This window comes from Dyella silvatica, from assembly GCF_026283955.1.
Lineage (GTDB): Bacteria > Pseudomonadota > Gammaproteobacteria > Xanthomonadales > Rhodanobacteraceae > Dyella_C > Dyella_C silvatica.
Genome location: NZ_JAPDPE010000066.1, coordinates 16,052 through 28,605 on the forward strand (window position 1 = coordinate 16,052; position 12,554 = coordinate 28,605).

The 12,554-nt window shown below is 60.1% G+C and carries 11 protein-coding genes; 7 read left to right on the forward strand and 4 right to left on the reverse strand.

Annotation, left to right across the window (positions count from 1 at the left end; genetic code table 11):
* Nucleotides 1–73: 73 nt before the first annotated feature.
* From coaBC to OUZ52_RS13820, 3 genes are all read left to right on the forward strand, one after another.
* Nucleotides 74–1,303 (forward strand): bifunctional phosphopantothenoylcysteine decarboxylase/phosphopantothenate--cysteine ligase CoaBC, encoded by a 1,230-nt coding sequence (gene coaBC, locus OUZ52_RS13810; protein ID WP_266158991.1) that lies wholly within the window; start codon nt 74–76, stop codon nt 1,301–1,303.
* Nucleotides 1,300–1,755 carry a dUTP diphosphatase gene (dut, locus tag OUZ52_RS13815; protein ID WP_266158992.1) on the forward strand — a complete coding sequence of 152 codons (456 nt, stop codon included), beginning with the start codon at nt 1,300–1,302 and terminating at the stop codon, nt 1,753–1,755. Before coaBC ends, dut begins: the two co-directional genes overlap by 4 nt.
* An 83-nt stretch (nt 1,756–1,838) precedes the next feature.
* Nucleotides 1,839–4,160 (forward strand): phosphomannomutase/phosphoglucomutase, encoded by a 2,322-nt coding sequence (locus tag OUZ52_RS13820; protein ID WP_266158993.1) that lies wholly within the window; start codon nt 1,839–1,841, stop codon nt 4,158–4,160.
* Between the two features lie 66 nt (nt 4,161–4,226).
* On the opposite strand, the gene OUZ52_RS13825 is transcribed toward OUZ52_RS13820, so the two are convergent.
* Nucleotides 4,227–4,886 (reverse strand): DUF4124 domain-containing protein, encoded by a 660-nt coding sequence (locus OUZ52_RS13825; protein WP_266158994.1) that lies wholly within the window; start codon nt 4,884–4,886, stop codon nt 4,227–4,229.
* A 111-nt stretch (nt 4,887–4,997) separates the two neighbouring features.
* Nucleotides 4,998–5,645 (reverse strand): orotate phosphoribosyltransferase, encoded by a 648-nt coding sequence (gene pyrE, locus OUZ52_RS13830; protein ID WP_266159002.1) that lies wholly within the window; start codon nt 5,643–5,645, stop codon nt 4,998–5,000.
* A 112-nt stretch (nt 5,646–5,757) separates the two neighbouring features.
* Here pyrE and OUZ52_RS13835 point away from each other — a divergent pair, with 112 nt between their 5' ends.
* The 3 genes from OUZ52_RS13835 to OUZ52_RS13845 all read left to right on the forward strand — a co-directional run bounded on the left by OUZ52_RS13835 (nt 5,758) and on the right by OUZ52_RS13845 (nt 8,255).
* Nucleotides 5,758–6,528 carry an exodeoxyribonuclease III gene (locus OUZ52_RS13835; RefSeq protein WP_266158995.1) on the forward strand — a complete coding sequence of 257 codons (771 nt, stop codon included), beginning with the start codon at nt 5,758–5,760 and terminating at the stop codon, nt 6,526–6,528.
* Complete coding sequence (locus tag OUZ52_RS13840; RefSeq protein WP_266158996.1) at nt 6,497–7,852, forward strand: AmpG family muropeptide MFS transporter; 1,356 nt, start codon at nt 6,497–6,499, stop codon at nt 7,850–7,852. The genes OUZ52_RS13835 and OUZ52_RS13840 overlap by 32 nt, the downstream gene beginning before the upstream one ends.
* Before the next feature lie 124 nt (nt 7,853–7,976).
* Entirely contained in the window at nt 7,977–8,255 is a 279-nt protein-coding gene (locus OUZ52_RS13845; RefSeq protein WP_266158997.1) for a hypothetical protein, read from the forward strand.
* A gap of 18 nt (nt 8,256–8,273) precedes the next feature.
* On the opposite strand, the gene OUZ52_RS13850 is transcribed toward OUZ52_RS13845, so the two are convergent.
* Together OUZ52_RS13850 and OUZ52_RS13855 are read right to left on the reverse strand one after the other, a co-directional pair.
* On the reverse strand, nt 8,274–9,395 hold the full coding sequence (locus OUZ52_RS13850) for an anhydro-N-acetylmuramic acid kinase (protein WP_266159003.1): 1,122 nt from the start codon (nt 9,393–9,395) through the stop codon (nt 8,274–8,276).
* A gap of 23 nt (nt 9,396–9,418) precedes the next feature.
* Nucleotides 9,419–10,858, reverse strand: coding sequence for an OapA family protein (locus OUZ52_RS13855; protein ID WP_266158998.1), 1,440 nt, complete (start codon nt 10,856–10,858; stop codon nt 9,419–9,421).
* Nucleotides 10,859–11,041: 183 nt separating this feature from the next.
* Between OUZ52_RS13855 and tyrS the strand changes: the two genes are divergently transcribed.
* A complete protein-coding gene (tyrS, locus tag OUZ52_RS13860; RefSeq protein ID WP_266158999.1) occupies nt 11,042–12,253 on the forward strand; it encodes a tyrosine--tRNA ligase in 1,212 nt (403 codons plus the stop codon).
* The last annotated feature ends 301 nt before the right edge of the window (nt 12,254–12,554 follow it).

The following is a 12,554-nucleotide window of genomic DNA, read 5'->3' on the forward strand; positions in this document are numbered from 1 at the left end:
GCCCTGGGGGCAGCGGCGATCCAGGATGAATCCGGTAAGCTAGACGCTTGCCCGTTTGTCAGGCGTGTCTTACATGAGTCTTGCTCAACCTGGTCTTGCTGGCCTTGCCCAGCGCCGCATATTGCTCGGTGTGTCCGGTGGCATCGCCGCCTACAAGTCGTGCGAGCTGGTTCGTCGTTTACGTGACCTCGACGCCGAGGTGCGGGTGGTCATGACCGAAAGGGCCACCCACTTTGTCAGCGCCACCACGTTCCAGGCGCTGTCCGGCCAGCCGGTGCGCGTCAGCCTGTGGGACGAGCAGGCCGAGGCGGCGATGGGCCATATTGAACTGGCACGTTGGGCCGAACGGATCCTGATTGCGCCGGCAAGCGCCGACATCATCGCGCGGCTGGCGCATGGTCTCGCCGATGACTTGCTCACGACGCTTTGTTTGGCCAGTGCCGCGCCGTTGTATGTGGCCCCGGCGATGAATCAACAGATGTGGGCGCATGCGGCAGTGCAGGCGAACATCGCTACTTTGCGCCAGCGTGGCGTGCAACTGCTGGGTCCGGCATCGGGCGACCAGGCCTGCGGGGATATTGGCTCAGGCCGTATGCTCGAGCCGCTTGAGTTACGCCAAGCCTTGCTCGCCTCCTTCAGTAAGCAGGTGTTGCGCGGGCTGAAAGTCGTGGTGAGCGCCGGGCCGACCTATGAGGACATTGACCCGGTGCGCTTTATCGGTAATCGCAGTTCCGGCCGCATGGGTTTTGCAGTGGCTGAAGCAGCAGCGCAAGCGGGTGCCGAGGTGAGCTTGATTGCCGGTCCGGTCAGCTTGCCGACGCCTGCCGGGGTGGCACACCGGGTCGATGTGCGCAGCGCAGCGCAGATGCAGGCGGCGGTGCTTGAGGCCATGGCAGGGGCGCAGATCTATATTGGCGCGGCGGCTGTTGGCGACTATCGCCCTGCCGAGGCTGCCGAGCAGAAGCTGAAAAAGCATGACGGCCATGGCCTGACACTGGAGTTGACACAGAATCCGGACATTCTGGCGGATCTTTCTGCGCAAACCGTGCGGCCTTTCCTGGTCGGCTTCGCCGCAGAAACGCATGATGTGGCGGCTTACGCGCAAGACAAATTAAAACGCAAAGGATTGGACATGATTGCCGCCAATTTGGTCGGGGGCGGCCTGGGTTTTGAGGCCGCCGACAATGCATTGAGTCTGTATTGGCCTGGCGGCTCCATCGAATTGCCCCGCGCCGGTAAGTCGGTGTTGGCGCAGCAGTTGATCGCCCAGGTGGCCGAACGTTATCGGGCGGTGCGCGCATGATCGAGGTCGAGCTGAAGATTCTCGACCCGCGCCTGGGCCCGGTCATTCCACTGCCGCAGGCGGCAACGGCAGGCAGCGCCGGGATGGACTTGCGCGCCGCGTTGGATGCGCCGCTGACGCTGGCACCGGGTGAAAGCGCCTTGGTGCCGAGCGGTATTGCGATCCACATTGGCGATCCAGGTTGGTGCGCATTGATCGTGCCGCGTTCGGGGCTGGGACATAAGCATGGCTTGGTGATGGGCAATCTGGTCGGCGTGATCGATGCCGATTACCAGGGGCCCTTGATGATTTCCTGCTGGAACCGCGGCACCCAGCCGTACACCATCGAAGTGGGCGATCGCATCGCGCAGATGCTGCTGGTACCGGTAGCGCAGGCGCAGCTTAAGGTGGTTGCGGAGTTCGCCCCGTCGCATCGCGGTGAAGGCGGTTTCGGCTCGACCGGCGTCAATTAGTACCAAGCGAATCAGATCAAATCGACATAGATCGTCCCGCCACGTCGACTCGACGGGCGGGGTCAACGTTAGGGGGCGGGGGTATGGCGATGACCATCGCGGGTAGACGTCTGCCTACGGGGCGGATCGAGTGGCAGCGTCTGCTGCCATTAGCAGGCGGCACGCTGTTATTGCTGTTGGGGCTGTTTTGCCTGTGGCAAACCTGGCTGATCGCGGATGAAGGAAGCGCCATCACCCGCGTGCACCTGGCCCAGGATCAAGTGGTCAAGGCGATGGAGGCCGAGGTCGCCGCACAGCGCAGCAAGGTCGAGCAGGTGCTGGCGACCGTGGACCCAGCCAGCCTTTCGGGTAACCGCGATGCGCTTTTGGCCAACCTGCGTCAGCAGTTGCCGCAGCTACTGCGGCTGGAGTTGTTCAGCGGCAACCTCGATGAGGTGCTGCATGCTAACTACCATGATTTCGGCTATGCCAAGGCGGCACAGTTGATGACGGCGCAGAGTGCCGATGACGGTACCCTGATGCAAACCGTATCGGTCAACGGCGAGCGCCGCCTCAGCCTGGTGTTGCCCTTGGGCTCATCCACCCGGCCGGTGGCCTGGGCCTGGGTAGAGTTGCCCTTTGCCTCCATGCAGCAGCGTTTCATGTCCATTCCGCCAACGGATGGCAGACTTGAGCTTCGTCAAGGCGACGATGACAGTGGTATGCGCGTGTTGGCGAATGGCTTAGCCTCCGCCGAGCGCGAGATCAGTGGCAAGCCGATCGCTGGCAGCGCATTGAGTGTGCTGGCTGCCTTGCCCGGCGCCTATATCGTGTTGCCGCGATCTGTATTTTTTGCTGCCTTGCTGGCTTTGCTGGCTTTGGGCGGTGGTGCTTTCTTGTTGTGGCTGCGAGTTCGCCCATCGCAGGAAGTTGTTGAAGAACCGGAGGAACCGATTTTGTCCGATGTGCTTGAAAACCAGTCCGAGCCTGTTAAAGCGGCCGTTATCGCGGCGCCAAAGCCAGCTCCGGCACCACCGGCACCGGTTCAAGTGGACCCAACCATCTTCCGCGCTTATGACGTGCGCGGTGTGGTCGGAAAATCCCTGACCAAGGATTTCGCGCATTTGCTCGGCCAGTCGATCGGCACGGTGATGCGTGAGAAGGGCTTGCGTGAAATCGTGGTGGGTCGGGATGGTCGTCTATCCGGCCCCGAACTGGCTGGCGCCTTGGCCGACGGCCTGCGTGCTGCGGGCATCGATGTGATCGATATTGGCGCGGCGCCGACCCCGGTGATCTATTACGCCGCTTATCGTTTCAATACCGGTAGCTGCGTGGCCGTCACCGGCAGCCATAATCCGCCTGAGTACAACGGCTTCAAAATCGTAGTGGGCGGTGAGACCTTGTCGGAAGGTGCGATCAAGGATCTGTACCAGCGCATTGTCGAGCAAACGCTGGAAAGCGGAGGCCAGGGCACCTTGCGCAACATCGATGTGACGCCCGATTACGTCGAGCGCATCACTTCCGACGTGCAGACTGAGCGCCGCCTGAGAATCGTTGTCGACTGCGGCAACGGTATTCCGGGTGCCGTGGCGCCGCAAGTACTTGAAGGCATTGGTTGCGAAGTGATTCCGCTGTACTGCGATGTCGACGGTACGTTCCCGAATCATCATCCCGATCCGTCCGACCCGCACAATCTGGAAGACCTGATTCTTGCGGTGAAGACCACGGGTGCCGATCTGGGCGTGGCCTTCGATGGCGACGGCGATCGCCTGGGCGTGGTCACCAAGGAAGGCGAAATCATTTTCCCTGACCGCACGCTGATGCTGTTTGCGCGCGATGTGCTGTCTCGCCAGCCGGGCGCAACCATCATTTATGACGTGAAATGCACCGGGCATTTGAAAGGCCAGGTGTTGGAGGCTGGCGGTCAGCCCTTGATGTGGCGCACCGGTCACTCGCTAATCAAAAGCAAAATGCGCGAGACCGGCGCTGAGCTGGCCGGCGAGATGAGCGGGCACTTCTTCTTCAAGGAGCGCTGGTACGGCTTCGATGACGGCATTTATGCCTGCGCGCGGCTGCTGGAGATTCTGGCCGGTGATCTCGACGGGCGTACCCCGGAACAGATTTTCGCGACCTGCCCGAAGGGTGTGTCAACGCCCGAGCTCAAGGTCGAAATGGCCGAGGGTGAGCACTACCGATTCATTGAAGCTTTCCGTAAAACGGCGACTTTTGGCGACGCCAACCTCACCACCATCGACGGCGTACGTGCGGATTGGCCGGACGGTTGGGGTCTGGTGCGCCCATCGAACACCACGCCGGTTCTCGTACTGCGCTTCGATGCAGATAACGAGGCGGCGCTGAAGCGGATCCAGGAGATATTCCGGGCGCAGTTGCTAGCGGTCGATGCCACGCTGAAGCTGCCGTTCTGATGGCGCTCCCCCTCGCTGGCCCTGTAAGAGCCAGCGAGGGGGATGCCTGGTCCAGGTATTATCAGATCAGGGCTGAGCCTGTCCGTGGGCCTGCGCTTCTTTCAATTCCCGGTATCGCTGCAATTGCTGCGTCGCTTTTTGATCGGCCGCATCGCGTAAGTTTTGCTGGCGCTCCAAGGTATTGCGTTGGCCGGCAACCACGTTGCGTTGTTTGGCGATGCTGTCGCTAAGAGATTTCGGCACAGGCTGTTTTGCCCGTTCGGCATCCGCCGCACGGGCGAGCAGATCGGCCAGGGCTTTCTCCTGGCTATGCAGGTTGAGTCGGGTCGTGGTGATCTGCTGATCGATGTTGTCCAGCTCCAGCTTCAACGACGACTTGTAAGAATCCTCATCCGGATAGGCCATCAGCATCTGCATTTCCGTGCGGGCGCGCTCCTGCACCGCCAGCTTCTGCGCGGCTTGCTGGTCGGCCAGTTTTTGCGCGGCGGCACGCTCTTCCGGATTGAGCTGCCGCTCGACGTGCTGGATCACCAGCCCGTGGTCGTTGACCAGGTCATAGCCATATTTCATGGCGTCCGAGGTGAGGCTGTCGCTGTAGTGCGGCAAGCCGCTGCCGTCGCGCCAGCGATAGCGCACCCCGTTACTCTGGCCCTGCGTCTGCAGGGCTTCAACCGATAAGCTAAGCGTCAGCGCGGTGGCCGCGACGACAAAGATGATTCTTCGCATGGAATTCCCCCTGATCGTCGGCAGTATAGCCAGCCCGCGGATGATGGCTAGGACCATACATCCGCGTATTTGTCGGCCTTGTGATGGCCTTCGCCTAGATGGAGGTGCGGCTCAGGCTTTAACGCCATAAAGCTCGCGATAGGCGGTCAAGCGAGCGTATTCGGTGGCCAGCTCTGGCCGCTCACCGGCATAGGCGAGCACATCGCTCAGGCCGGTGATGGCAATCACCGGAATAGCGAATTCGGCGGTGACTTCCTGCGCTGCTGACAAAGTACCTTGGCCGCGCTCCTGGCGATCGAGCGCAATCAGCACACCCGCTGGCGTGGCGCCATTGGCGCGGATCAGCGCCAGCGACTCGCGCACCGCGGTGCCGGCGGTCATGACGTCATCGACGATTAGCACCCGGCCTTTCAACGGGGCGCCGACCAAGACGCCGCCTTCACCATGATCCTTGGCCTCTTTGCGGTTATAGGCCCAGGGCAGATCCCGGCCATGCTGATCGGCCAGCGCGATGCCTGTTGCCGCTGCCAGCGCAATGCCTTTATAGGCAGGCCCGAACAGCATGTCGAAAGCCAGCCCGGAATTCATCGCTGCGGCCGCATAGGAGCGGCCCAGTTGCGATAGGGCTGCGCCGGAATCGATGCGCCCCATATTGAAGAAGTACGGACTCTGCCGCCCGGATTTCAGAGTGAACTCGCCAAAGCGCAACACCTCGCGCTTGAGGGTGAGTTCGATAAAGTCGCGCTGATAGTCGTGCACGGAGTATCTCGCCAGTGAGTAAATATCGAGGGGTGCCATGGGCCGGGCAGATGCCGCGGCCATGGTTGCTATGATGCCGCATCTCATTGAAACCCGATCGCAGGAGTGATGCATGCGTATCATCAGCCTTAACGCCAACGGCATCCGTTCAGCCGCGACCAAGGGCGTATTCGATTGGTTGCGCACGCAAGATGCCGACGTGGTCTGTTTGCAGGAAACCAAGTCGCAGGAGGATCAGCTTGGCGACCCGATGTTTCGCCCCGACGGCCACCACTGCTTTTACCGCGATGCCAGCAGCAAGAAGGGCTACAGCGGCGTGGCTATCTATGCCAAACGTGAGCCTGATGAAGTACTGACGGAGCTAGGCTGGGATGCCTTCGATAATGAAGGGCGCTATATCGAGGCCCGTTTCGGCAATCTGAGCGTGGTCTCGCTGTACTTGCCATCGGGCTCATCCGGGGATGAGCGGCAGCAGTTCAAGTTCAAGGTGATGGAATGGATCACGCCGATTTTCGAGGCATGGCTTAAAAGCGGTCGCGACTATGTGATCTGCGGTGACTGGAACATCGTGCACACCAAGAACGACATCAAGAACTGGAGCTCCAATCAGAAGAACTCCGGTTGCCTGCCCGAAGAGCGTGCCTGGCTGGATTTACTGTTCCAGCAGCATGGCTGGGTCGACAGTTTTCGCGCGATCAAGCCGGATGCAGTGGAATACACCTGGTGGTCGAATCGCGGGCAGGCACGGGCGAACAACGTAGGTTGGCGTATCGATTACCAAGTCGTTACCCCGTCGCTGCACGATCGCTTGACGGCGTGTTCGGTCTATCGCGACGAACGCTTCTCCGACCATGCGCCGTATATCGTCGACTATGCCGATTGACCCGGCGGCGGTAGCGCCGGCCAAGCCATCGGTCTGGAAGTCCTTCGCGCAACCGGCCGCGTGGACCATGTTCCTGTTTGGGTTTTCGTCCGGGCTGCCTTTCTTGCTGGTGGCTGGCACCCTGGCGTACTGGCTTAAAGAGAAGGGCATCGTGTTGCAAGACATCACGATGATCGCCAGCGCCGGCATGACCTACGCGTTCAAGTTTCTGTGGGCTCCGTTGCTCGATCACTGGCAGATTCCCGGTTTTTCCCACTTTGGCCAACGTCGCGGTTGGTTGTTGTTCGCGCAGATAGGTGTCGCAGCTGGCCTATTGGCGATGGCTGTGTTCACGCCGGCCCAGCTGGCTCCTTTTGTCGTAGCGACGTTGACGGTTGCGTTCTTCGGTGCCACGCAAGACATCGCTGTCGATGCCTACCGCATTGAGATTGCGCCGGTGGAAGTGCAGGGCGCGCTGGTCGCGACCTATTCGCTGGGCTATCGCATTGCCCTGATCATGGCCGGTGCGCTGGCGCTGATCCTGGCCGATCACATACCGTGGAGCTGGGTGTATGTGTTGATGGCAGTCTCCATGGGACTGCCGATCGCAACAACCCTGATGGCGCGTGAGCCGGATGTTCGCCGTGTGTTGCCCAGTCGCTGGCGCGATGCGATGCGGGAAGGCATTGTCGACCCCTTCGCCGATTTCTTTCGCCGTTACGGCTGGCAACTGGCGGGGGTGACCCTGCTATTCATTCTGCTTTTCAAGATTCCCGAGCAGGCGACGATTGGCGGTGTCATGAGCCCGTTTTATCGCGACATGGGCTTTTCGAAAACCCAGATCGGTGCCATTACCAAAATCTACGGGGTCTGGATCGGCATCGTGGGCGTCTTCATCGGCGGTGCGGCCGTCGCCCGCTGGGGTGCCTGGCGATCGCTGGGCGCAACCATCGTGCTGTGTGGGTGTACCAACCTGCTGTATCTGTTGGTGGCTTCCCATCCTGCGAATCTGGTCGTGCTGACCCTGGTGATCTCCGCTGAAAACTTCACACTGGGCATGCTTGGGCCGCCGACAGTGGCATTTTTGTCCTCGCTGGTTAACCGGCAGCACACGGCAACCCAGTACGCCTTGTTGAGCTCCCTGGTTAACTTGCCCGGCAAGGTGCTTGGATTCTTTGCCGGCGGTATCGTCGTCGCCACCAGTTACAGCACCTATTTCGTTATCTCGGCACTGGCTATCCTGCCGGCCACGCTGCTGTTTCTCTACTTATGGCCGCGCTTTCGCGCCGCTGAACGTGCACAGGCCGCGGATTCCGCGACCGGCCCGATTGCCTCGGCCGACTGACCAACGCGGTAGGCGCAGGGGCTCTGAGACCCGCGCCACGAATCCATCGTCGGTTAACTTGCTCGGCCCGCGTTCTGTGCCACCATGCGCGGGCAGGGGGCCTACGTGAGACGGAGTAATGACGATGCCGGTTCTCGTCATACGTCATATCGACAATCTAATGGCCCAGCGCATCAAGGCGCTGGCCAAGGAGAGACAGTGGTCGATCAATGATGTGGTGCTATATGCACTGCGTCATGGGCTGGGTATGGCAGCAGGCAATGTTTTTGCCGAAACGCTACGCGACTCTGACGATCTCACCATCTTGAGCGGTCAGTGGGACGCCGAAGAAAAGGCCGCTTTCCAGGAAGCCATACAGGCGCTGTCGGTAGCACCCTCCGATCCACTGGCGCCGCATCGTTAGTGCGGTTGATCGCGCTCGCTAGATCAGCGGGGCGGGATAAATCGCACCAAGCGAGCGCAGCCCACGCGCACCGGTCACCGCCGGCAGGTTGCCGGGCCGTCCCAGTAGCCGCTGCCGCGCCAGCCAGGCAAACGCGATGGCTTCCAGATAATCCGGATCAATCCCGTGAGCGGTAGTGCTCAATAGAGTTCGTGGCGCAACAAGTTCGGCCAGGCGGCGCATCAGCACGCTGTTATGTACGCCACCGCCACAAGCCAGCACATCGACAGCATCGGGTGCATGACGCGCTATGGCTCCGGTGATGCTGCGAGCGGATAACTCCAGCAAGGTGGCCTGTACGTCAGCGGGTGTCAGCTCGCCCACGCGCGGATGCGTGGCCAGCCACGCCAGGTGAAAATGCTCGCGCCCGGTGCTCTTGGGCGGCGCCAGGGTGAAATAAGGATCGGCCAGCAGACTGCCTAGCAAGGTGTCATCGACCCGACCGCTGGCGGCGAAGACCCCATCCCGGTCGAATGGCTCGCCACGATGACGCAGACACCAGGCATCCAGCAGGCCATTGGCTGGCCCGGTATCGAAACCGAGCACGCTGCCATCGGCACCGAGCACGGTGATATTGGCGATGCCGCCCAGATTCAACACGACGCGGCACTGGCCTGGCTTGGCGAGCAGCATGGCGTGTACCGCTGGCAGCAACGGGGCACCCTGGCCACCCGCGGCTACATCGGCGCGGCGAAAATCGGCAATCACATCGACGCTACAGCGCTCGGCGATCACCGACGGATCGCCCACCTGTAAGGTAAAGGGATGTTCACCGTTGGGTCGATGACGCAACGTTTGACCATGTGAGCCAATCGCACGCACGGCAGAAGTTGGCATCTTGCTGTGTTCGAGCAGGTGCTGCGCCGCGTCGGCAAAGCAATGCCCAATCGCGACATCCAGCCTTCCATAGGTATCCAGGTCCAGGCGCACTTCATCTTGTGCCACCGCCAGAACCCGTTCGCGCAATGTATGCGGCCACGGGTGTGTGAGTGCGGCCAGCAATTGCGGCTTATCGTTGTTGAAACGTACCAGTGCCGCATCGATGCCATCGGCGCTAGTGCCCGAGATCAGGCCAATATAAAGCGCCGAGGTGTCGTCCATCGCATGCTTGCTCACCGCTGCAATCAGTCGTCGCTACGGTTGGTATTGCCGACACGTGCCAGCTTTACATTGGCATCCAAGGCTTTCAGGCGAGCCAATTGCGGCTGGACAATCTGCGCTTTGAACTTGGCCAGTTGTGCGGCCGGCAACGGTTCTGGCTTGGGCAGGGTCACTGTCTGCGGGTCGCGCTGGATGTTGTTGACGCGGAATTCGTAATGCAGATGCGGGCCAGTGGCGAGGCCGGTCATACCGACGAAGCCGATCACCGAGCCCTGACTGACATGCTGGCCGACCTTGAGGTTGGCAAACTTCGACATGTGACCATACGCAGTACTGATGGTGGAGTTGTGCTGCACGATCACGAAATTGCCGTAACCGTTCATCCAGCCACGAAACTTTACGACGCCATCGCCGGCTGCATGAATGGGTGTGCCGGTGGGGGCGGCATAGTCCACGCCCTTATGAGCACGCATGAGTCCGAGCACCGGATGCAGGCGTGCCGCGCTGAAGGTCGAGGAAATGCGGGTGAAGTCCACCGGGATGCGCAGGAACGATTTCTGGATCGAGCGACCATCCTCACTGAACCAGCCGTACTGGCCATCGTCTTTCTTGAAGCGATAAGCGGTGTATCGGGTGCCCTGGTTGACGAATTCCGCCGCCACGATTTCGCCCTCGCGCAAATAAGCGCCATCGCGATACACGTCGTCGTAGACCACGGTAAAGCTGTCGCCCTCGCGGAGGTCCTGCACAAAGTCGATATCGTATTTGAACAGCTCGGCCAACTTCAGCACCATGGCGTTGCTCATGCCCGCCTTGGAGCCTGCGGCGAATAACGAGCTATTGATGACGCCGTGGGCAACGTGTTCGCGGCGCTCTACTTCGCGCGCTTGCTCGGTGACTGAGGGCTTGTTGCTGTCAAAGCGGACGATGGCGCGGCTGGACTCGTCTTTGTCGAAACGGATGCCTTTGAGGCTGCCGTCACTACCTAATAGAAAGTCGAACTCTTGCCCGGGGCGAATGCTGTGCAATGCTTTTGCGCTGCCGGATTCGTCCATGACCCGCTGCAAGTCGGCGAGGCTCAGGCCCTGGCTTTGAAAAATATCTGACAAGGACTGACCCGGCTGCACTTGCACGATATGCCAGTCTTCAGCCGGAGCGGTTTGCAAGGCCTCCGAGGTGGCTTTGGGCAAAGCCAGCGGCAAGATCGCAGGTTCGGCAGGAGTAAGCGCCGGGCGCATGGCGCTTGCCCATGCAGGAATGATGAAGCCAGACAAAGCGGTGATCAGCAGCGCCGTGCCGGCAAGCATCCAGCGTTCGCGGTGCCAATGGATCGGCCCAGTCTCTCCGTGTCCGCCGAAGGACCAGTGCGAGCAACGTTCGTAGAAGTGAGAGTGTCGGCGCTGCGCCTTACGACGGATAGCCTGTTTACGCGCGGCGCGCGCCATCCGATATTTCTCACCCATGCCCAGCGTGCCCCGCAATACAATTCTTATAATGCCGCGTACCATAACGGCCTTGTACAAACAACGTCAATGCCTTTCGCATCAAGGGTTTGCGTGATGTTTGTGATTAACACACAATTAACTTTGGCGGGTGCCGGTCATCCTCCCAGTGGCTGTCTAGACATATATTTTTGAGAGGATTGCATGAACGAGCTTGAGCAAGCACTGGCCACCATCGCGCGCGGTGCTGACGAAATCATCAAGCAAGAGGAATTGGTTGAGCGCTTGAAGAAAGGGCTCCCATTACGCATCAAGGCCGGCTTTGATCCGACCGCGCCTGACCTGCACCTGGGCCATACCGTATTGCTCAATAAGATGCGTCAGTTTCAGGATCTGGGGCATCAGGTGATTTTCCTGATCGGTGACTTCACCGGAATGATTGGTGATCCCACCGGCAAGAACATCACACGCAAGCCATTGACCCGGGAGGATGTGCTGGCGAACGCCGAGACCTATGCGGAACAGGTCTATAAGGTGTTGGACAAGGAGCGCACCGAGTTGCGCTTCAACTCCGAGTGGTTCGGCCAGATGACGGCGGCGGACATGATCAAGCTCGCTGCGCAGCACACGGTGGCGCGCATGCTTGAGCGCGACGATTTTGCCAAACGCTACGCCGCCCAGCAGCCGATCGCGATCCATGAGTTTCTCTATCCCTTAGTGCAGGGCTACGACTCGGTCGCCCTCAAGTGCGATGTCGAGCTGGGGGGCACCGATCAGAAATTCAATTTGCTGATGGGGCGTGCGCTTCAGGAGCATCACGGCCAGGCGCCCCAGATTGTGTTGACGATGCCGTTGCTGGAAGGGCTCGATGGCGTCAACAAGATGTCCAAGTCACTGGGCAATTACATAGGTATCAATGAACCCGCGATCGATATGGTGACCAAGACCATGAAGATCGGCGATGAGCTGATGTGGCGCTGGTTCGAGTTGCTCAGCTTCGAAGTGTCGCTGGATGAGATGGCGCGGATGAAGCGTGACATCGAAAGTGGCACACTTAATCCACGTGACGCCAAGTTGCGTCTCGCCCGCGAGTTGGCGACGCGCTTTCATGGTGCGGATGCGGCGGAACTGGCCATCGCTGGCTGGCACGCGGTCGTGCGAGGGGAGGGCGACACCAGTTTGCTGCCGTTGACCGAGATCGTGGTGCCTGCTGAAGGCCTGCGCCTGCCGGCGTTACTTACGGCGGCAGGACTCACCGCGAGTAACGGTGAGGCGAATCGCAAACTGAAAGAGCGTGCCGTGCGCATCGATGCCGAGGTGATCGAAGATGCACAACGCATCTTTATGCCGGGCTTCGAAGCGGTGCTGCAGATCGGTAAGCGCAACTTTGCGCGAGTGCTACTGACCGCTGAGTAAGTCATACAGCGCTGACGATGATTGCTAAGACATCGTCAGCGCGAGGTCGATGCGATTAAGAACAATCGCTTAGAAGAAAGTGTGAAATTTTTTCGAGAAATTGCTTGCCAAAGAAGCAGGCCCTCCTTAGTATTCGCCTCCCCGCCGCTGCAGCGCTTCGCAACGGCAACAACTGCAGAAAAAAAGATTCACGCAGGTGTTGACGGACTTAGAAAGCGATGTAGAATGGGCGGCTCACCTAGGACGAAACGTCTTAGGGCGAAAACCGGAAACGGTCTCGCAAGCGGAAGATCTTTGACAG